The sequence below is a fragment of the Vreelandella vilamensis genome (assembly GCF_031451755.1).
Lineage (GTDB): Bacteria > Pseudomonadota > Gammaproteobacteria > Pseudomonadales > Halomonadaceae > Vreelandella > Vreelandella vilamensis.
This window is the reverse complement of sequence record NZ_JARWAN010000020.1, coordinates 1-18,499: the sequence shown is the minus strand read 5'-3', so window position 1 is coordinate 18,499 and position 18,499 is coordinate 1. Positions and strand designations below refer to the sequence as shown.

Sequence of the window (18,499 nt, the reverse complement as noted above, 5' to 3'; positions counted from 1 at the left end):
TGCTTTGATGTTGAGCAGAGCCTGCATGCACGCCATTGTTGACCACATTCAGTCAGTTGATTTCAATGTCGGTGAAAAGACGCGCGCCTACTTAGATACGCTGACCAAACCTCCCGGCAGCTTAGGCGAGTTAGAAGCCCTGGCCATTCAGCTTAGCGCCATCACCGGCATGGCTAAGCCTAACGTGTCACCGCCGCATATTGTGGTGTTTGCCGCCGACCATGGGGTAGCCAGCGAAGGTGTTTCCGCGTTTCCCCAGGAAGTCACCGCCCAGATGGTGGCCAACTTCGCCAGCGGCGGGGCGGCGATTAATGTGTTTGCGCGGCAAATTGGCGCTGAGGTAGAAATCGTCGATGTGGGCGTTGCCTCTACGTTAACGCTGCCTGGCGTTACCCTGGCGAAAGTGCGTGCGAGCACGGCCAACATGGTCGTAGAAGATGCCATGCACGCCGAGGAAGCCTTAGCGGCGATTGAACAAGGCGTGGCCGCGGTTGAGCGCGCAAAAAAGGCAGGGGCCAACTGCATTATTGTGGGCGAAATGGGCATTGCCAATACCACTGCCAGCAGTGCCATGCTAGCGGCATTTACCGGTGTGCCGGTTGCCCAGGTAGTTGGGGCGGGCACTGGCATTAATAGCGCCCAGCTTGCCCATAAAGTTGCGGTGATTGAGCGTGCGCTACGTGCCCGCCAAGCCAACGCCGACGAACCCTTAGACGTACTCGCTAAGCTGGGCGGCCTTGAAATTGCCGCGATGACCGGGGCTTATTTAGCCGCAGCGGCGCATCGCACGCCCGCTATTGTGGATGGCTTTATCGCCACCGTGGCGGCGCTCACGGCTTGTCGCCTGTGCCCATTAGTGCGCGACTACCTAATTTTTGGCCATCGCTCACACGAGCCAGGCCATGCCACGGCGCTAGAAGCGCTTGACGCTAAGCCGCTGCTCTCACTGGGTATGCGCCTTGGCGAAGGGAGCGGTGCGGCGCTGGCCTTTCCGCTACTACAGGCGGCGGCCGCCATGCTCAGCGAAATGGCCTCTTTTGCCGATGCGGGCGTTAGCAATAAAGCCGCCCCATGATTTCTGGCGTTATGTATAGCGGGATAGTTATTGTCGCACTGGCGATCATGATGGACTTGGTCATTGGCGATCCCCGCACGCTGCCGCACCCGGTGGTGCTAATGGGGCGGGTGATTAGCAGTTACGAGCGGCTATGGAATCGCGGCACGGCGCAGCAGCGCAAGCTAAGCGGTGCTTTCTTAACGGTTACGGTGGTCGGCGGGGTGTGGTTGATTAGCTGGCTGTTTCTCGTAGTGCTTGCCAGGTTTCACCCCGGGTTGGCGTTAATAGCCGAGCTTTGGCTACTTTCCACTACGTTGGCGATTAAAGGCTTGGGCGATGCGGCCCGTGCGGTGGCAGAACCGCTTAGCAAAGGCGACTTGCCCGCCGCACGACAAGCGCTGGGAATGATTGTCGGGCGCGATACGCAAGGTTTAGATGAAGCAGACATCACTCGCGGCACGGTGGAAACGGTGGCGGAAAATACCGTAGACGGCATCACCGTGCCGCTGTTTTTTGCCCTTATCGGCGGGGCGCCGCTGGCGCTGGCGTACAAGGCGGTGAATACTCTGGATTCGATGGTGGGCTACAAAGATCAACGCTATGCCGATTTTGGTTTTGCCTCTGCCAAGCTGGACGATGTGGCCAACTGGATTCCTGCGCGTTTAACCGCGCTGTGCCTATGGTTCGCTGGCCTGCTATTGAGCGTGTCGGGTGTTTTACCCCTGCGCTGGAAGGGGGCGCTGCAAGGCACCTGCCGCGATGCGCCGCGCCACCCCAGTCCCAACGCCGGTTGGCCGGAAGCCATGGTGGCCCGTTTACTCGGCGTGCAACTGGGCGGCACTAATTTTTATCTCGGTGAGGCATCGCACCGTGCGACGCTGGGCGAGCCGCTTGAGCCGCTGCGTTTAGTCCATATCACTGCTGCCGTGCGTTTAATGCACGGCGCCTGGCTGCTGTTTATGTTGCTGCCAGTTGTCTTGGTTGTTGGGTTGAGTTTGATTTTTCCGAGGCTTCTATGAGTACACCTGAATGGCCCAGCCACGGTGGCCAGTCCGAGGCGCTCTTAGCGCACTTCGGCTTGCCATCAGGGCATCGGCTGTACGATTTTAGTGCCAATCTGAATCCCTTGGGGCCACCCGCCTGGGTACGTGACTTTTTAACACAGCAGTTGGCAGGTCTTGAGCGCTACCCCGCGCCGGACTATGCCGCTGCTCGGCAGGCCATTGCCGCCCATCATCAACTTCAGGCTGACCGGGTGCTGCTGACCAACGGCGGTGCGGAAGCGATTTTTTTGGCTGCCGCGCTGCACGCAGGTAAACGTGCGGCGATCGTTACCCCAAGCTTTGGCGAATATGCCCGCGCCTGCCGCGCCCACCGGCTTACCGTCAGTGAAATCGCACTGCCCGCGCCGCACTTCACGCTGGAACTTGATTCGTTGTTGGCAGGGCTTGTTGATATCGATGTGCTGTTTTTGTGTCGGCCCAATAATCCCACGGCGACGCTTATCGATACCTCGGTGATGGAGACATTGCTGGATTACACGGCTTGGGCGGGGTGCCGGGTAGTGGTGGATGAGGCGTTTGTCGACATGGTCGGCGAAACGCATGAGGCGGTGTCGATGGTGCCGCTGCTGGATCGCTACCCGCACCTGATTCTGCTGCGTTCAATGACCAAATTTTATACCCTGCCAGGGTTGCGGTTAGGCTACATGTTGGCGGAGTCGGCCACGATTCAAGCGGCACAGCCCCACCAGCCGCCTTGGAGCGTTAATCACTTGGCGGCTGAACTGGTGGCGCCGCTGCTGGCGGATGATGCCTTTACTCGGCGCACCCAGCGTTGGTTAGCCAGCGAGCGGCCACGTATGAGCCAAGCGATTAGCGAGTTGGGGTTGGACGTTGTGCCCAGCCGGGCCGGCTTTTTTCTGATTCGCCCCGGCATTGAGCAGCGTGCCGCAGGCGTCTCCAGCGATGTGTTATTTGAGCGGTTGCTGCATTACGGCATACTGGTGCGCCATACCCACAGTTTTACCGGGCTTGAGGGTGAATGGCTCCGTATAGCGCTGCGCGACAAGCCTGACAATCAGCGATTTTTGAATGTATTGAAAAAGGTGGTCAATGATTGTCTTTGTTAGCGGCGGGGCCCGTTCGGGCAAAAGCGAGATGGCTGAGCAGCAGGTAGTGAGCGCCGCGGGCAGCTCGCCTTGTTACTATTTAGCCACCGCAGACGTGTACGACGACGAGATGGCCGAGCGGGTGGCCCGTCACCGTCAAACCAGGAAAGAGCAGTGGCAGGGCGTACACTGGCAAACCATAGAGGCGCCGCTACGTATTGATCAAGCCGTTACCCAAGTACCCGCTGGCCACGCAGTGCTACTTGACTGCCTTACGCTGTGGGCCAGCCAGGTCTTGTATGCCAGCGAGCTAAGCGAGCAGGAAGGTTTAACGCTGCTGGTAAACACGCTTGCGGATGCCCGAGCGCGTGACGTTCATTTGGTGATTGTTTCCAATGATATCAACGAAACGCTGCCGCCTATCGATGCCGAAACCTGGCGTTATCTGGCCTTTCTCCAGCGGGTTCACCGTTGGCTGGCGGCAGAGGCGGATTCTGTACTCGACGTCGTCGCGGGCTGTGCACTGCCTTGGAAGAATAAGCAGTGGAAGCGAAAGAAGGAGCCGGCACGGTGAAAAATGCTTCATTCGGTGTCTTACTGGCGCTGCAGTTTCTTACCCGCATTCCGATTCCAATAGCCGTTCCCTGGACCCCCGACACCCGGCGTTGGGCAGTGCGGGTCTATCCGTTAGTGGGGTTGATGATCGGCAGCGTGCTCACGCTAATAGCGTTTGCTATGCAAAACGTGCCCGCGCCCATCACCGCGCTAGCCGTACTCAGTGTTTGGGTAGCGCTAACGGGTGGGCTGCATTTAGACGGTGTCATGGACATTGCCGATGCCCTAGGGAGCAATCAGCCGCTGGCGCGCCGTTGGGAAATCATGAAAGACCCGCAAATCGGTAGCTTCGCAATGCTGGCGCTGGTGTTTCTACTCGCCTGGAAGGCGGTGCTGCTGTGGGCGTTACTGGCGTATCAAGCCCCCTTGTGGTGGCTGCTGATAGTGCCGGGGCTAGGGCGCTGGGCGGGCGTTGCGTTACTGGTGCTAACGCCCTGCGCTCAGCAGAAGGGCTTGGCGTGGAGCTGGCAGCAGTCGCTTAGCGCTCAAGATGTGGCGCTTGCGCTATTGCCCTTGGCGTTCATCGCGCTATTAGCGCCAGCCGCCCTATTAATGTGGCTAACGGTCATCGTGTTTGTGGTACTGGTGCGCTGGGCCATGATGCGACTGTTTAACGGTATTAACGGCGATATGGTTGGCGCCACCATTGAAGGAGGAGAGCTTTGGCTATTGATCTTAGTGTGGAGCTGGTGGCAGTTCGCCACGGTATCACCGCCTGGAATTTAGAGCGCCGCTATCAAGGCCAGCAAGATATTCCGCTGCTGTTTCCGGATGCCGAAGCGGGGCTCTTGGCACTGCGCGATACGCTGGCCGGTGAGCAATTTGATGCGATTCACTCAAGCGATTTACAGCGTTGCCAACAAACCCTTGAATGGGCTCAGGCGGTAAAGCCCGGCACGGCGGTAAGTTTAGAGCCGCGCCTGCGCGAGCTGGATTTTGGCGAGTACGAAGGCAAGGTTTATGACGAACTCAAAGAGTTGCCCCACTACCGCGCCTGGATCGATAGCGTCGGCGAGCTGCAAATTCCCGGCGGTGAGTCCTCTGGCCAGCTACGCGCGCGCCTGGATGCCTGGCTCGACGACCTTGCAGCCAATGCCCGCGCTGGAAATCACCGAAAGGTACTCGCCGTCACCCACGGCGGCGTGATTCGCGAGCTGCGCCGCCGCTTTGAAACGATCCATTTTTGGGATGGCGTCGTGGCTCAAGCCCAAGGCAGGCGTTGGCAGCTTATTTATCAGCAAGACGCACAGGGAAAAGGAGAATGGCAATGCAGCTCTTCATCGGCGGTGCCTGCGCTGGAAAGCGTGACGCCGTAACCGCCCGCTTTCCAAAAGCGCACTGGTGGCGGCTTGATGCTGCGCAACCATTGAGTGATTGCCAGCAGGCGTTGAAGGGTGAACGGCCGCTCGTTATTACCGGTGTGCTTGAGTGGCTCGAAGCCGCTTTAGAAGGCACGGAAAACGATGGCCTGCGCCAGCAGTGGCAAGGCGAGTTAGCCAAGCTCTGCCAGCGCGCCGACAAGTTAAACGCGCCGCTGATTGTCATTACCACGGAAGTAGGGCGTGGGATTGTGCCTATGCAGCCCGAACAGCGCCGCCTGCGCGATGTAAATGGCTGGTTTAACCAGGATGCGGCGGCCCATGCCGAGCAGGCGTGGTATGTGAGGCACGGCCTAGTGCAACTGCTGAAGGGCTAGGCCGTAAAATTGACCGCCTCTTTCAATTGACCTCCTTTTGGCAAGTTGCTAGCTTACGCGCACTCTCAGGTGCTGATGGTGGTTGCCGCCATCAGTTAAACGGGAAGTTGGTGAGCTTTTTTTAAATCCAACGCTGCCCCCGCAACGGTGATCGAGATAAGAACGGCTATAAGCGCCACTGTGCTAACGCATGGGAAGGTGGTCGTTCAGAAAGGGTTTGTGCTTTTAAAAAAGCGGCCTTTCGCTCGTCAGCCCGGAGACCGGCCTAAGAGTGATGGTTCAAAAGAACCACTCCATACCGAGACGCGGAGGGCGGCTCAGGGTGATGTCATTGGCTTTCAAACGGTCGATATTCCCCTTGGCTTTCCTCTGCTCGGTCAAAAAAACACGCTGTGCGGGTGAGTACAGTGAGCAAGGGAATCCCATGAAAACCAGAATTACTGCCCCTCGTCGCTTGGCTGCTTTCAGCCTGGTAGCCCTTCCCCTGGCCGTTCAGGCTCAGGCCGAGACTCGTGATACAGCGGCTGACGAGGCCCAGCGTCTCAACCCGGTAGTGGTCACCGCCAACCGAGCGCCGCTTACCGCCGATGAAACCCTCTCCTCCGTCACTGTGCTGGATGAAGCCACCTTTAGGCGCCAGGATCCGGTGGAACTGACCGATCTCCTGCGCGGCCAGCCGGGGGTGGATGTTCAGACCAATGGCTCCTTCGGCAAGGCCAGCAGTGTTTATATAAGAGGCACGGGCAGCGATTCTGCGGTTCTTTTGATTGACGGCATTCGCCTGCGCTCGGCCACTACCGGCGGGGCTGCCTGGCAGCATCTCGACCCGCGGATGTTCGAGCGTGCCGAGATTGTCCGTGGCCCCCGAGGCAGCCTCTACGGCGCCGATGCCGTGGGTGGGGTGGTGCAGTTGTTTACCCATCAAGCCGAAAGCGAAGGGCTGCAGCCGACGATTTCCGCCGGAGGTGGCTCGTTCGACACCCAGCGTCTCAGCGCCACGCTGTCGGGAAGTGAAGGCGGCACCCGTTACAGCTTCGCCGGCAGCCTCATCGACACCGATGGCACGGCGATCCGCGAAGGAGGGGAAGACAAGGGCTATGACAACACCTCGGGCCTGGCGCGGGTGGCGCACACCTTCGATAACGGCGCGGAAGCGGGTGTGTTGGCGTTGCGTGCTCGGGGGAATACCGAATACGACGGCGGCAATATCGATTTCGTTCAGCAGGTAGCCGGCGTCTATGCAGAGTTTCCAGTCACCGAATCCTGGCGCAGCCGCTTTACCTTGAGCGAGGCACGTGACGATAGCGAGAATTTTACTCCCACCAGCGTTTCAGCCTTTGAAACCGAAACGCGCACCGCTCGCTGGGAAAACACGCTCAGCATTGCTGCCCATGAGTGGATTGTCGGGGCGGAACATAGCGAAGATCAGGTCAGCGGCACCACGGATTACACTGAAGACAGCCGCGACAACAATGCTGTTTTTACCCAGGCCCTGTTGGATTTTTCACCACTTGCCGTGCAGGCTAGCCTGCGTTTTGACGACAACCAGGCCTACGGCGATGAAGTCACCGGCAGCCTGGCGTTGGGCTATGACCTCGATGATCACCATACCCTGCGAACAAGCTACGGCACCGCTTTCAAGGCGCCCACATTCAATGATCTTTATTTTCCCGGTTTCGGTAATCCTGACCTGAATGCCGAGACGTCCGAAACCTTCGAGCTTGGGGTGCGCGGCCAGTACGAGCAGTTTTTCTGGGATTTGGCAGCCTATCAGACCGACGTGGAAGACTTGATCGCCTTCACCTCCCAGCAGGGGGTGTATGCGGCCTTCAACGTCGATACGGCACGCATTCGTGGCGCCGAGCTTTCTGCAGGAGCTGAGTTGAATGACTGGACGCTTCAGGCGGCGCTGACCTATACCGATCCTGAAAATCGCGACACTGGCAACCGTCTTCAGCGTCGTGCCAGCGAAAGCCTGCGTCTGGATATCGACCGTGAACTGGGCGATGTCTCCCTGGGCGGTTCCTGGATCGCTCAGAACCACCGTTATGATGATGCCGACAATGAAGCGCGTCTGGCAGGCTACGGTCTTGTCAACTTGCGTGCTGGCTGGCAGTTCGCGCCGCAATGGTCGGCTCGCCTGACCGTCGACAATTTCTTTGATAAAGACTATGCGACCGCCAAGTTCTTTAACGGAAATAATTACCTGAACGCCGGTCGGGCAGGGTTCCTAAGTGTTCACTTTGGTCAGTAACAAATTGGTCAGTAGCAAACGTGGGTTAATGCGCGGGGCCTTGGGTCTCGCGTTTTCGCTCCTGACCCTGCCAGCACAGGGCCAAGACCCTTCACGCTGCGTGGTGGATGATCGTGGCCGCGAAGTATGCCTGCACAACGCTGCACAGCGAATTGCCACGCTTTCCCCTGGGGCGACGGAACTCACTTATGCCGCAGGGGCAGGCGACCAAGTGGTTGCCGTGGTGAGCTACAGCGACTACCCCCCAGAAGCCGAGGAGGTCGCCTCGGTGGGGAGCCACACGCGCCTCGATTTAGAAGCCCTTGTTGGGCTGGCGCCAGATTTAGTCATCGGCTGGGTGACCGGAAACCCCGCCGAGCAGTTAGAAACGTTAGAAGCATTGGGTATGCCGGTGTTTTACATTGAGCCACGCACGGTTGAAAACGTTGCCGATACCATTGAGCGCTTAGCGCGGCTCGCGGGTACCGAAGCCGCCGGGCAGGCCGTTGCCGATGCGTTCAGAGCAGGAATGGCCGAATTAACCACTCGCTACGCTGAGCGCGCGCCGGTGCGCACGTTCTACCAAGTGTGGGATGAACCCTTGATGAGCGTGAATGACGAGCATCTGATTGGCCAAGTGCTTCAGCTGTGCGGCGGCGAGAACGTATTTGGCGACCAGCGGCGGCTAGTGCCACGGCTGGACGACGAGGCCGTGCTGGCCGCCAACCCAGACGCCATCATTGCCGGGGGCATGGGCGAAGAGAACCGCGACTGGCTCACTCATTGGGAGCAATACCCCAACCTGACGGCCGTGGCGGAAGATAGCCTCTATTTTGTACCGCCTTCTTTAATTCAGCGGCCGACTCCGCGCCTGCTGGAAGGCGCGCAGATTCTCTGCGAAAAGCTTGAACAGACCCGCCAAAAGCGCAGGGATTCTTGATGGCTGCGCGCCTATGGCAACCTCTTGGCCTGCTGGTGCTGATAGCCGTGGCCGCTATGCTGTTCTCCTTAGCGGTGGGCAGTGCGCAGCTTTCCATTGGCCAGCTATGGGCGGTGGTGCAGGGCCAGGGTGATGCGCTGGCGCGCACCATGGTGGTTGATTTGCGTTTGCCCCGTGCGCTATCCGCCTTTGCCGTGGGCGGCCTTCTGGCAGTGGCGGGGGCGTTGATGCAGGTGCTGTTGCGTAACCCGCTTGCGGACCCCTACGTGCTAGGGCTTTCTGGCGGGGCGTCGATTGGTGCGCTGGCAGCCATGTTGGCAGGCGTGGGCGGCGTGTTGATTTCCGGCTCGGCGTTTGCCGGGGCGCTGTTTTCGACGTTTTTAGTGTTTGGCCTGGCCCATGGCAGCGGCGGCTGGACGCCTTCACGGCTGTTATTGACGGGAGTCGTCGTGGCGGCAGGCTGGGGCGCGGTGATTACCCTGATGCTGGCCCTTAGCCCTGCCGAGCGGCTGCCGGGCATGTTGTATTGGCTAATGGGCGATCTCTCCTACGCACGCACCCCGTGGCCGCCGTTGCTGCTTTTATTGGTGATTTGCATTGGGCTTATACCGCTAGGGCGAAGCTTGAACGTGCTGGCCCGTGGCCCGCAGCAGGCCGCCGCACTGGGGGTAGACGTGCGCCCGCTAGAATGGGGCATCTATATTACCGCCAGCCTCTTAACCGCCGCCGCCGTGACCACCGCTGGCAGTATCGGCTTTGTCGGGCTGGTGGTGCCGCATTTGCTGCGCTTGTTGCTGGGCAACGACCAACGCTTAATCTTACCTGCCTGCGCCCTGGCAGGCGGCACCTTGCTGGTGCTGGCCGACACCTTAGCGCGCACCATGATTGCCCCAGAGCAGCTTCCGGTGGGGGTGATTACCGCGCTTTTAGGCGTGCCCACGTTCCTCTTTTTGCTCTACCGGAGCCGCTGATGAGCGAACTTGCTACCCGCGATCTCATCATCGACGTGCCCGGACGCGAAAGTGGAACGGCGCTGAATATTACTCTTGAGCCGGGGCAGGTGTGGGGCGTGCTCGGCCCCAACGGGGCAGGCAAAACCACGCTGCTGCACACGCTCGCCGGGTTAAACGCCCCTCGTTCAGGAAGGGTGCAGTTGGGTGATAAACCGCTTAGCCAACTGCGCAGGCGGCAAGTGGCCCAAAGGCTAGGGCTGGTGTTTCAAGATCGCCAGGATGGTTTTCCCGCCACGGTGCTGGAAACCGCACTGATTGGTCGCCACCCCTATCTTTCTTTATGGCAGATGGAAGGAGCCGACGACTACGCCCGGGCGGAAGCGGCACTGGAAAAATTGGATGTGGCGCATTTACGCGACCGTTTGGTGAGTACGCTTTCTGGCGGCGAGCGACAGCGGGTGGCGATGGCCACGGTGCTCACCCAAGCCCCCAACATCTGGCTGGCAGACGAACCCACTAACCATCTGGATTTACACCACCAAAGCGAGGTGATGGCGCTCTTGGCCGAGCAGGCCGCCGAGGGTAGTGCGGTAATGATGTGCCTGCATGATTTAAATCTCGCCGCCCGCTGGTGCGACCACATTCTGCTGCTTTACCCCAGCGGCGAAGCCTGCTGGGGCCCACGCGATAATATGCTGGTGCCCAGCGCCCTAGAAAGGCTCTACCAACAGCGCTTAGCCACGGTAGAGGTGGATGGCGCGCCGGTGTTTGTGCCCATTCAAGCGCGACGTCGTTAAAAGCAGTGAATAAGTAGCGAATAACTCGATGAGTTCAAGGAAGTGACATGTTACAAGGTGAAGCGCACGCGGCGTTAATCAGCGCCCCCGGCTCCGGCCAGGGCAAATCCATGGTCACGGCGGCGCTGGCGCGGCTGCACCGCAACGCCGGGCGCATCGTACGGGTGTTCAAGCATGGCCCCGACTACCTGGACCCCATGGTGCAAGAGATCGCCTCCGGCCAGCCGGTGTACCAGCTTCACCCCTGGATGACCGGCGAGCACGAGTGCCGCTGGCGCTTGGCGAAAGCCGCCCAAGAAGCCGACGTGATTTTGGTAGAAGGTTCCATGGGGTTGTTCGACGGCTCGCCCTCCAGCGCGGACTTAGCCATGTTAGCGGGCATCCCCGCGCTGCCGGTGATTGACGCCTGGGGTATGGCGCAAACCTTCGGCGCGGTGGCCCAAGGCCTTGCCAACTACCACTCGGATCTCGCCATTCACGAAGTGATTGCCAACCGAATCGGCAGCCCCGGCCACGGCAAACTGCTTGCCGACAGCATGCCGGAAGGCATTGCGCTGCTCGGGGCCATTCCTCGCCATGACGCCATGAAAATCCCCGACCGCCACTTAGGCTTGGTGCAAGCCAGCGAGCTCAGCGGCTTGGATGCGCAGTTAGATGCTGCCGCCAAGGTGCTGGAAGACGCCGGGCTAGGCCACCTTCCAAAAAAAGTGACGTTGAGCGCCGACGCGCCCACTCCCGCACCGCAGTACCTACGCGGCGTGCGCATTGCCATCGCCAAAGACGACGCCTTCGCGTTTATCTACCGCGCTAATCTTGATGTGTTAGAAGAGATGGGCGCGACGCTGCACTTCTTTTCACCACTTAACGACGCCGCGCTGCCCGAGTGCGACGCCCTCTGGCTGCCCGGCGGCTATCCAGAGTTGCACGCCGCCCGCTTCAGCGCCAACCAGCCCATGCGCGACGCGATAAGCGCCCACCACCGCGCAGGCAAACCGATACTCGCCGAGTGCGGCGGGCTGATGAGCTGCGTAGAGCAGTTAGTGGATGGCGAAGGTATCAGCCACGCCATGCTAGGGCTGCTGCCCGGCACCGCCAAAATGGCCGGTAAGCTCACCGCGCTGGGGCTGCAAAGCCTGCACACCCAAAGCGGCGAACTGCGCGGCCACACCTACCATCACTCGCTGCTGGAAACGCCCCTGCAGCCGCTGGCCCGCACCCGCAAACTGGCAGGCAGCGAAGCCGAACCGATTTACCGTGAAGGCGCGCTGGTAGCAAGCTACTTTCACGGTTATTTTCCTTCTGCACCCAGGCTAGTAGCGGATATTTTTACCGGGCAGGCGCTGCAAATCGCAGCTAAGTAATTTGTGGAATGTTTTTCCATTAAGATCTTGTGAGCTATCATGGAGCGCTTAATCACCCATACCAACGATCAACAGGAGCCTCCATGAGCTTTTACGTTTACCTTTCCGGCGAGATTCACACTGACTGGCGTGAAGAGATTCAACGTGGCGCAGACGCCGCTGGGCTGGATATCGTATTTACCGCGCCCGTGACCGACCACGACGCTTCTGACGCCGCAGGCGACCACCTGGGAAAACCGGAAAATGGCTTCTGGCGCGACCACCAATCCTCCAAAGTGAACGCCATCCGCACCCGCACCATGATCGAGCAGGCGGATTTAGTGGTAGTGCGCTTTGGCGACAAGTACAAGCAGTGGAACGCCGCCTTTGACGCGGGCTACTGCGCGGCACTGGCCAAGCCTTACATCACGCTGCACAGCGAAGAGATTGTTCACCCGCTGAAAGAAGTCGACGCCCAAGCGCAAGCCTGGTGCACCACCACCGATCAGGTCGTGGAAACCCTGCGCTACGTGCTGAAAGCGTAAAAAATCCCAAGGAGATCCCATGCGCGACAATGCCAAAACACCGGAACGCCATGCCCAGCGCATGGCGGCCAAGCAGAAAATCATGAACGAGCGCATTGCTGGCGCCGATAAAGAGCAGGGCATTCTGCTGGTGCTCACCGGCCCCGGCAAAGGCAAAAGCAGCTCGGGTTTTGGCATGCTCGCCCGCGGCCTAGGCCACGGCATGAAAGTCGGCGTGGTGCAGTTTATTAAGGGCGCGTTCAGCACCGGCGAAGAAGCCTTCTTTCGTAACTTGCCCAACGTGGACTACCACGTGATGGGCGAAGGCTACACCTGGGATACCCAAGACCGCGAACGCGACGTCGCCGCCGCCAACGCCGCCTGGGAACAAGCCAAGCGCATGCTCCAAGACGACAGCTACCACATGGTACTGCTCGACGAACTCAACATCGCCTTGCGTTACGAGTACCTCGACCTAGACCAAGTGCTCGACGACCTACAAGCCCGCCCCGAAATGCAGCACGCCATTGTTACCGGCCGCTACGCCCCGCAACAGCTCATCGACCTCGCCGACACCGTCACCGAAATGAAAGTGGTCAAACACGCCTTCAAAGACCAAGGCATCAAAGCCCAGAAGGGGATTGAGCTTTAAGGTAATGAGGGAAAGGTAAAGCGTGAGAGGAAAGCAGCCCCTACCGAAATGAACCGCATCATAGAGCTCTACCGCTTTGGTAGAGCCCTATGACTATTAGAAACTACAGTCCCTTCTATATCTTGCGGAGTGAGTAAAAAAAGAATAATTTATACTCATGGGTGAATTTGAATTCGACGAAGCCAAAAGCCAGGCCAATCTGGATAAGCACGGTATTGATTTCGTTGCAGCCCAAGGGCTGTGGAAAGATCCGCACCTGCTGGAGATCCGCGCAAAATCAGAGGATGAGCAGAGGTTTTTGTTGGTAGGTAAGATTGGTGAAAAGCACTGGTCGGCTGTTGTCACCTACAGGGATGCTCGTATTCGTCTGATTTCAGTCAGGCGTTCTCGCAAGAAGGAGGTTGAGCTCTATGAAAGCTAAAGACTTCGATAAAAAATTTGAGGAAGGTCAGGAAGATATTGTTGATGACCTGGATCTGTCTTCTGCTCGCCGCGTTAATCAGGAACACAAGCGAATCAACGTCGATTTCCCGGCTTGGGTGGTGGAGTCGTTGGATCGTGAGGCTGCACGTATTGGCGTTACCCGGCAATCGATTATCAAGGTGTGGCTGGTGGAGCGGCTTCAGGCAGAATCTGCTAACAAGCCGCTTAATGGTGACGCCGCAGGCGGCTCTCATTAGCGGAGCGTTAGCCGTGCATGCGCACCAGCTGTATACAGTGGATAATTTGAGTTCGTGGCGTAAAAAAGGTTGCTTCAAACCCATGATATTTGGCAAGGAACTTATGGTGGCGATCAACGACTAAGATCAGCTCCCACCCGGAGTATTATCTGATTGAGCAAAAGTTAGACTTATCCGTCTTCCATGCCAAGTATCGCAACGATGCGACCGATCGGCTGGCCTATGATGCCGCTATCTTTATAAATTCAGTATTCTATAAATTCAAGTTATTCAAGGCGATCCTTCCCTACCATGACGAGAGAAACACTAAGTCTGAAGACGAAAAGGCAGACAGAGGCCAAGCCCGCCGACGAAGTGGCAGATCCATTCCCTAATGATCCCGAAAAGCGTTTTTTAAATGGCGTCGCGATTCATCCTTCCCCACGCCTTTATTTAGCGCCGGGTGCTCAGCCGCGTACCGTGCGGGCGATGGATTTGATAACGCCCATTGGGATGGGGCAGCGGGGGTTAATCGTGGCGCCGCCAGGCTCTGGCAAAACGACGTTGTTAAAACATATCTGCCAGGCCGTGGCCGAGGCTTACCCTGACATCAAGCTGTATGCCTTGCTGATTGATGAGCGCCCTGAAGAAGTCACCGATTTTAAGCGCAGTGTGTCGGCAGACGTACATGCTTCGTCGTCAGACGAAAGCTACACACACCATGTGCGTATGGCGGATAAGCTTCTGGAGACGGCGCGTAAGCAGGCAGGCGAGGGGCATGATGTAATGATTGTGATCGACTCCCTTACCAGACTCTCGCGCGTTCATAATGCCGAGCAGCGGGGCAATGGTCGTACGATGTCCGGTGGGATGGATAGCCGGGCGATGGAAATACCGCGCAAACTGTTTGGCGCGGCGCGAAAGATTGAAAACGGCGGATCGCTCACTATTCTGGCCACCGTGCTGGTAGATACGGGAAGCCGTATGGATCAGGTGATTTTCGAGGAGTTCAAGGGCACCGGTAATATGGAGCTCGTGTTATCACGCGACGTGGCCAATCAGCGGATTTTCCCGGCGATCGACATTGCCAAAAGCAGTACCCGCCGAGAAGAGCTGTTGATTGATGCAAAAGAGATTGAAAAAGTACGCACATTGCGTAGAGCGTTGACGCCGCTTAAGCCAGTAGAAGGCGCGCAGAAGCTGCTTGCGCTATTGGAAAAATACCCCACGAATGCCGAGCTGTTGGATGTGTTTTCACCCGCTGAATAGAGAAGAAGCTCACCCTTGTAGTTGTTCAAGAGGTGAGCTTCTTTTGTTATAGCTTAACGGTTGTTTTTTTTAACATGGTTCAAGTTAGACGCGGGGACGGCTTTTTTAACTGGAAAGCCGGCAATTTCTTTGCGCTCAATCGTATTTTTCAAACGCTTTTCAATCGCACACAGATTTTTAAAGTCGCTGATATCGACAAGCGAGATGGCTTCACCGGAGGCACCTGCACGGCCGGTGCGGCCAATGCGGTGGATGTACTCTTCTGGCTGAAAAGGTAAATCGTAATTCACCACACGGCTGAGTTCCCCAATATCCAACCCCCGGGCGGCTACTCCCGTGGCCACCAGGTACTTCAGTTCGCCCGTTTTGAACTGCGCCAACACCGTCTCACGCATGGCCTGGCTTCTGCCGCCATGAATGGAATCCGCTTTGATGCCGCGTTTTTCCAGCTGGGCCACCAGCTTTGCCGCGCTGTGTTTTTTCTCGACAAAAATAAGCGCCTGGTCCCACGCTTGTTCTTTAATCAAGTGGCTCAACAAGGCGGACTTGGCGTCTTTGTCTACCGTGATGAGCCACTGTTTGATCGTGGCGGCGGCGCGGACGTTGGGCGTAATGGAGATGTCCGCCGCCAGGTCGGTCATCTTGCTGTCTGAAAACGCGTGAGCAATAGCGCGAACGTCGTTGGTCATGGTGGCCGTGAACAACAGGTTCTGACGGTTTTCAGGCAGGCGCATGATGATTTTGTGGATATCATCGACAAAGCCCATGTCGACCATTCTGTCGGCTTCGTCCAACACCATGACTTGCAGTGCATCAAAGTGCAGCGCGCGCTGATGCGCCAAATCCAGCAGCCTACCCGGTGTGGCGACTAGGATGTCTACCCCTTCGATTAAGCGCTCTTTTTGCGGCGCGGTATCCACACCGCCATACACGGCCATCGAGGTTAAGGGCGTGTGTTTAGCGTATTGCGCCACACTGGCTTCGACCTGAACCGCGAGCTCACGGGTCGGCACGAGGATCAGCGCACGAATGCGTTTGCCGCGCAGCGCTTCCGCTGTTTTACTGAATTTTTCCAGCAGCGGCAGCACAAAGGCAGCGGTTTTGCCTGTGCCGGTTTGTGCGGTGGCGATTAAGTCGTTACCCGAAAGAATGGCAGGAATCGCTTGTTCCTGAATGGGCGTTGGCGTTTTGTAACCGAGTTCAGTAATCGCTTGAACAAGAGGACGGGATAAGCCTAGTTTTGAAAAGGGCATTAGAAGCTCTGACAGATGGTCGTAAGGGGTGTCGAAAATAAAAAGTGATGCAGCATAGCGTAAAATCAGCCGTTCGTTGCTCGAATATTAACGTTGGCGTGACCTTCCCCCCGGATGAGCTCCCATCGGTAAAGGCGCGTTCATTGTATAATCCTCTCATCCACCCAGAAGCTCACGCTTTCAGGGTCTGTTGTGAATTCGTCTCCAAGGAAAAGAGTAGTGGTCAATGATTAATACCAAAATTTACAAGGCGGTGTACGAGCTCGCCGAAAAGCTAATGAAGGCCGCTTCCAAAGATGACCGCGCCACCTTTGAAGCGTTGTATGCCGAGCTGCAGGCGATTTGTACTGAGCACGAGAACACCGAGAAAGACCACCCCGAGCAGTGGGAAACCCTGGCCGACTTCACCGAAGAGCTAGAAGACGCGCTGCCAATCTACCAAAAAGCGCTGGATAAGGCGGTGGCTAAGCAGACGAACGACCATATTGCCTCGATTGGTTTCTCCATGGCGACGCTGCAAGAGGAGCTGGGCGAGACCGAGGCGGCCATTGAAAGCTTGCAGCAGGCCCAGGCCAGTGCTCAAACTATTGAAGATAACGAACTTAAAGCAGAAATTAACGAGCTGCTGGCAACATTAACTACCCGTTAGGAACCTGATTTTGACCAATAACGATATTTTTCGCCGTATCCGCTACACCTTTGATTTAAAAGATAACACCATCGTTAATATTTTCGCCTTGGCTGATGTGAGCGTGACCCAGGAGCAGGTAACGGCTTGGCTGAAAAAAGACGAAGATGACGCCTTCGTAACCATGAAAAACAGAGAGTTGGCCGCGTTTTTGAACGGCTTTATCAGCTTTAAGCGGGGCAAGCGCGAAGGCCCCCAGCCTGCGCCGGAAACGCAGCTGAACAACAACATGGTGTTCCAGAAGCTGCGCATCGCGCTGAACATGAAGACAGAGGATATTTTGGAAGTCTTCGAGCAGGTAGGACTGCCGCTTAGCCCCCACGAGCTCAGCGCGTTTTTCCGCAAGCCAAGCCATAAGAATTACCGTGAGTGCAAAGACCAAATACTGCGCAATTTCTTGATGGGTGTTCAGCGCCAGTTACGGCCAACCGCAGAAGGCTCAGGTTCAAACCCCTGAAGGGCTGACGGCGTGGCGAGCCAGCCCAAGCACCGGGCTTTGTGCCGCATGCGGACATCACCACGGTGGAAAGCGCATCGCACCTGGGGCTGGTGGTCAGTGATAAGGGCATAAAGGCCCATGGCTTGGCACATATCTTCTTGATGAAGCCGCTGTAGGGTTCCGTATTTTCGTTGGCGGTCGTAACGTTCAACCAGCAAGTAGGGCGATCGGCCCGCGAAACGCATATAGGTGGCTGGGTAGTCCAGCCCGATAACGGCCGCTAGGGTATTAAGGTAGAGCTCGTTAAGGATCACCTGTTCTCGACCATCGACGGCAAACTTGACGATGTGGGAGGAGGGGGTCGTGCCCAGCGGTAAATAGAGGGTTTCCTGTTGCCAGAATACAGGGAGCTTATTTTGAGCGCCGGCAAGCGATAGCCGAGGCTTTACGTGATGAGCATCATCGCTGTACGGGCTTGCTCTTCAGGCAACAAGTTGCCTAACCAGTGATGTGCGGTCAGGGTGTCGGGCTGCCAGGTTCGCTGACGTAACGGTAGGCTGTTAGAAATGGCGACGCCGTTTGCTTGCCACGTTTCATCGTATTCAAACCCCATCAGTCGGCTGTCTGTACCCCGCCATAGCGTACCCACGCGGTGCTGGTCCCACCATACCGTGAGTGTGTCAGGGCTCATGACGCGGTATCCGGTGGCGTGGCGTAAAGCTCAATACCAAGCGTCTCCATCACCAGCAGCACGCGACCCAGCCCGCAGGAGGCCCGGCCATTTTCCAACTCACTCAGAAAACGCATGCTGACGCCACAAAGGCCGGCCAGTGTTTCAAGGGTTAGCTGCTGGCGTTTGCGCGTTTGGCGAATCAGCGTGCCAAGGGTCTCGGCGCTTGTAATAGGCGTTTGCGGCATTGGATGGTGGCTGTTCATGTTGGCATTCCTTTTTATCCCTATAAGGAAAATAATGCGCTTGCTGATATGGGGTCAAGATTTATTTCCCGATAGGGATAAATATCCCAGACTGGCGCCGAATTGAGGTAATTTTTCCCGATAAGGAAACGTCCTTGCCGACAATCCTTGACGACCAAGCGCACATTTCAGTATCTAAATAGGAAGTATTTAAAAAACAATGGTTAGGACAGTTTCATGACGCGATAGCGCCGTAGTGGCACATCTCTCAAAGTCGGGTCGGGATTTTATGCGATTGAAGTCCAGACCTAAGTAAGAAGAAAAGCGCTCCAGCAGATGCGCGTTGGCTTTGCGGGTTC

22 protein-coding genes, 1 pseudogene and 1 riboswitch are annotated in these 18,499 nt (G+C 57.4%); of the genes and pseudogenes, 19 read left to right on the top strand and 4 right to left on the bottom strand.

What is annotated here, in order from left to right; translation table 11 throughout:
* Positions 1-25: 25 nt before the first annotated feature.
* The 17 genes from cobT to rho all read left to right on the top strand — a co-directional run bounded on the left by cobT (position 26) and on the right by rho (position 14,845).
* Positions 26-1,075: a nicotinate-nucleotide--dimethylbenzimidazole phosphoribosyltransferase gene (gene cobT, locus QC823_RS12055; RefSeq protein WP_309656597.1), complete on the top strand. Its 1,050-nt coding sequence runs from the start codon at positions 26-28 to the stop codon at positions 1,073-1,075.
* Positions 1,072-2,076 (top strand): adenosylcobinamide-phosphate synthase CbiB, encoded by a 1,005-nt coding sequence (cbiB, locus tag QC823_RS12050; protein ID WP_309656596.1) that lies wholly within the window; start codon positions 1,072-1,074, stop codon positions 2,074-2,076. Before cobT ends, cbiB begins: the two co-directional genes overlap by 4 nt.
* Entirely contained in the window at positions 2,073-3,188 is a 1,116-nt protein-coding gene (gene cobD, locus QC823_RS12045) for a threonine-phosphate decarboxylase CobD (RefSeq protein ID WP_309656595.1), read from the top strand. The genes cbiB and cobD overlap by 4 nt, the downstream gene beginning before the upstream one ends.
* Positions 3,172-3,741, top strand: coding sequence for a bifunctional adenosylcobinamide kinase/adenosylcobinamide-phosphate guanylyltransferase (locus QC823_RS12040; protein WP_309656594.1), 570 nt, complete (start codon positions 3,172-3,174; stop codon positions 3,739-3,741). Before cobD ends, QC823_RS12040 begins: the two co-directional genes overlap by 17 nt.
* On the top strand, positions 3,738-4,508 hold the full coding sequence (gene cobS / locus QC823_RS12035) for an adenosylcobinamide-GDP ribazoletransferase (RefSeq protein ID WP_309656593.1): 771 nt from the start codon (positions 3,738-3,740) through the stop codon (positions 4,506-4,508). Before QC823_RS12040 ends, cobS begins: the two co-directional genes overlap by 4 nt.
* On the top strand, positions 4,445-5,098 hold the full coding sequence (locus QC823_RS12030; protein WP_309656592.1) for a histidine phosphatase family protein: 654 nt from the start codon (positions 4,445-4,447) through the stop codon (positions 5,096-5,098). Before cobS ends, QC823_RS12030 begins: the two co-directional genes overlap by 64 nt.
* Positions 5,050-5,478, top strand: a complete 429-nt coding sequence (locus tag QC823_RS12025) for a bifunctional adenosylcobinamide kinase/adenosylcobinamide-phosphate guanylyltransferase (RefSeq protein ID WP_309656591.1) — start codon at positions 5,050-5,052, stop codon at positions 5,476-5,478. The genes QC823_RS12030 and QC823_RS12025 overlap by 49 nt, the downstream gene beginning before the upstream one ends.
* Positions 5,479-5,528: 50 nt before the next feature.
* A riboswitch (cobalamin riboswitch) is annotated at positions 5,529-5,761 on the top strand.
* Between the two features lie 141 nt (positions 5,762-5,902).
* Positions 5,903-7,732: a TonB-dependent receptor domain-containing protein gene (locus QC823_RS12020; protein ID WP_309656590.1), complete on the top strand. Its 1,830-nt coding sequence runs from the start codon at positions 5,903-5,905 to the stop codon at positions 7,730-7,732.
* Positions 7,733-7,760: 28 nt separating this feature from the next.
* Positions 7,761-8,651, top strand: coding sequence for a cobalamin-binding protein (locus tag QC823_RS12015; protein WP_309656589.1), 891 nt, complete (start codon positions 7,761-7,763; stop codon positions 8,649-8,651).
* Positions 8,651-9,622, top strand: coding sequence for a FecCD family ABC transporter permease (locus QC823_RS12010; RefSeq protein WP_309656588.1), 972 nt, complete (start codon positions 8,651-8,653; stop codon positions 9,620-9,622). Before QC823_RS12015 ends, QC823_RS12010 begins: the two co-directional genes overlap by 1 nt.
* Entirely contained in the window at positions 9,622-10,401 is a 780-nt protein-coding gene (locus QC823_RS12005) for an ABC transporter ATP-binding protein (protein WP_309656587.1), read from the top strand. The genes QC823_RS12010 and QC823_RS12005 overlap by 1 nt, the downstream gene beginning before the upstream one ends.
* Positions 10,402-10,448: 47 nt before the next feature.
* Positions 10,449-11,762, top strand: a complete 1,314-nt coding sequence (locus QC823_RS12000) for a cobyrinic acid a,c-diamide synthase CobB (protein WP_309656586.1) — start codon at positions 10,449-10,451, stop codon at positions 11,760-11,762.
* An 83-nt stretch (positions 11,763-11,845) separates the two neighbouring features.
* Complete coding sequence (locus tag QC823_RS11995; protein WP_263069450.1) at positions 11,846-12,286, top strand: YtoQ family protein; 441 nt, start codon at positions 11,846-11,848, stop codon at positions 12,284-12,286.
* Positions 12,287-12,305: 19 nt separating this feature from the next.
* The gene (gene cobO / locus QC823_RS11990) at positions 12,306-12,917 is read left to right on the top strand and encodes a cob(I)yrinic acid a,c-diamide adenosyltransferase (protein ID WP_309656585.1); all 612 of its coding nucleotides are present in this window, start codon (positions 12,306-12,308) and stop codon (positions 12,915-12,917) included.
* A 157-nt stretch (positions 12,918-13,074) separates the two neighbouring features.
* Positions 13,075-13,338: a BrnT family toxin gene (locus QC823_RS11985; protein ID WP_309656584.1), complete on the top strand. Its 264-nt coding sequence runs from the start codon at positions 13,075-13,077 to the stop codon at positions 13,336-13,338.
* On the top strand, positions 13,328-13,597 hold the full coding sequence (gene brnA / locus QC823_RS11980) for a type II toxin-antitoxin system BrnA family antitoxin (protein ID WP_309656583.1): 270 nt from the start codon (positions 13,328-13,330) through the stop codon (positions 13,595-13,597). The genes QC823_RS11985 and brnA overlap by 11 nt, the downstream gene beginning before the upstream one ends.
* Before the next feature lie 291 nt (positions 13,598-13,888).
* Complete coding sequence (rho, locus tag QC823_RS11975) at positions 13,889-14,845, top strand: transcription termination factor Rho (protein ID WP_309656582.1); 957 nt, start codon at positions 13,889-13,891, stop codon at positions 14,843-14,845.
* 53 nt (positions 14,846-14,898) lie between these two features.
* Here the strand turns inward: rho and QC823_RS11970 are convergent, their stop codons facing one another.
* Positions 14,899-16,098, bottom strand: coding sequence for a DEAD/DEAH box helicase (locus QC823_RS11970; protein ID WP_309656581.1), 1,200 nt, complete (start codon positions 16,096-16,098; stop codon positions 14,899-14,901).
* A gap of 226 nt (positions 16,099-16,324) precedes the next feature.
* On the opposite strand from QC823_RS11970, the gene QC823_RS11965 reads away from it, so the two are divergent.
* Together QC823_RS11965 and QC823_RS11960 are read left to right on the top strand one after the other, a co-directional pair.
* On the top strand, positions 16,325-16,747 hold the full coding sequence (locus tag QC823_RS11965) for a tetratricopeptide repeat protein (RefSeq protein ID WP_309656580.1): 423 nt from the start codon (positions 16,325-16,327) through the stop codon (positions 16,745-16,747).
* A gap of 10 nt (positions 16,748-16,757) precedes the next feature.
* The gene (locus QC823_RS11960) at positions 16,758-17,243 is read left to right on the top strand and encodes a YehS family protein (protein WP_309656579.1); all 486 of its coding nucleotides are present in this window, start codon (positions 16,758-16,760) and stop codon (positions 17,241-17,243) included.
* Here QC823_RS11960 and QC823_RS16245 read toward each other — a convergent pair.
* The 3 genes and pseudogenes from QC823_RS16245 to QC823_RS11950 form a co-directional block, all read right to left on the bottom strand.
* Positions 17,195-17,650 (bottom strand): annotated as a pseudogene (locus tag QC823_RS16245) (HipA domain-containing protein); the annotation flags it as partial. The gene QC823_RS11960 and the pseudogene QC823_RS16245 sit on opposite strands and share 49 nt — an antisense overlap.
* A 20-nt stretch (positions 17,651-17,670) precedes the next feature.
* Complete coding sequence (locus tag QC823_RS11955) at positions 17,671-17,916, bottom strand: HipA N-terminal domain-containing protein (RefSeq protein WP_309656578.1); 246 nt, start codon at positions 17,914-17,916, stop codon at positions 17,671-17,673.
* Complete coding sequence (locus tag QC823_RS11950; RefSeq protein ID WP_309656577.1) at positions 17,913-18,161, bottom strand: helix-turn-helix domain-containing protein; 249 nt, start codon at positions 18,159-18,161, stop codon at positions 17,913-17,915. The genes QC823_RS11955 and QC823_RS11950 overlap by 4 nt, the downstream gene beginning before the upstream one ends.
* Positions 18,162-18,499: the final 338 nt, after the last annotated feature.

Coding starts and splice junctions, on each gene's coding strand:
- cobT (WP_309656597.1), top strand. CDS start 26: ATGCACGCCATTGTTGACCACATTCAGTCAGTTGATTTCAATGTCGGT.
- cbiB (WP_309656596.1), top strand. CDS start 1,072: ATGATTTCTGGCGTTATGTATAGCGGGATAGTTATTGTCGCACTGGCG.
- cobD (WP_309656595.1), top strand. CDS start 2,073: ATGAGTACACCTGAATGGCCCAGCCACGGTGGCCAGTCCGAGGCGCTC.
- QC823_RS12040 (WP_309656594.1), top strand. CDS start 3,172: ATGATTGTCTTTGTTAGCGGCGGGGCCCGTTCGGGCAAAAGCGAGATG.
- QC823_RS12025 (WP_309656591.1), top strand. CDS start 5,050: ATGCAGCTCTTCATCGGCGGTGCCTGCGCTGGAAAGCGTGACGCCGTA.
- QC823_RS12020 (WP_309656590.1), top strand. CDS start 5,903: ATGAAAACCAGAATTACTGCCCCTCGTCGCTTGGCTGCTTTCAGCCTG.
- QC823_RS12015 (WP_309656589.1), top strand. CDS start 7,761: ATGCGCGGGGCCTTGGGTCTCGCGTTTTCGCTCCTGACCCTGCCAGCA.
- QC823_RS12010 (WP_309656588.1), top strand. CDS start 8,651: ATGGCTGCGCGCCTATGGCAACCTCTTGGCCTGCTGGTGCTGATAGCC.
- QC823_RS12005 (WP_309656587.1), top strand. CDS start 9,622: ATGAGCGAACTTGCTACCCGCGATCTCATCATCGACGTGCCCGGACGC.
- QC823_RS12000 (WP_309656586.1), top strand. CDS start 10,449: ATGTTACAAGGTGAAGCGCACGCGGCGTTAATCAGCGCCCCCGGCTCC.
- QC823_RS11995 (WP_263069450.1), top strand. CDS start 11,846: ATGAGCTTTTACGTTTACCTTTCCGGCGAGATTCACACTGACTGGCGT.
- cobO (WP_309656585.1), top strand. CDS start 12,306: ATGCGCGACAATGCCAAAACACCGGAACGCCATGCCCAGCGCATGGCG.
- QC823_RS11985 (WP_309656584.1), top strand. CDS start 13,075: ATGGGTGAATTTGAATTCGACGAAGCCAAAAGCCAGGCCAATCTGGAT.
- brnA (WP_309656583.1), top strand. CDS start 13,328: ATGAAAGCTAAAGACTTCGATAAAAAATTTGAGGAAGGTCAGGAAGAT.
- rho (WP_309656582.1), top strand. CDS start 13,889: ATGACGAGAGAAACACTAAGTCTGAAGACGAAAAGGCAGACAGAGGCC.
- QC823_RS11970 (WP_309656581.1), bottom strand. CDS start 16,098: ATGCCCTTTTCAAAACTAGGCTTATCCCGTCCTCTTGTTCAAGCGATT.
- QC823_RS11965 (WP_309656580.1), top strand. CDS start 16,325: ATGATTAATACCAAAATTTACAAGGCGGTGTACGAGCTCGCCGAAAAG.
- QC823_RS11955 (WP_309656578.1), bottom strand. CDS start 17,916: ATGAGCCCTGACACACTCACGGTATGGTGGGACCAGCACCGCGTGGGT.
- QC823_RS11950 (WP_309656577.1), bottom strand. CDS start 18,161: ATGAACAGCCACCATCCAATGCCGCAAACGCCTATTACAAGCGCCGAG.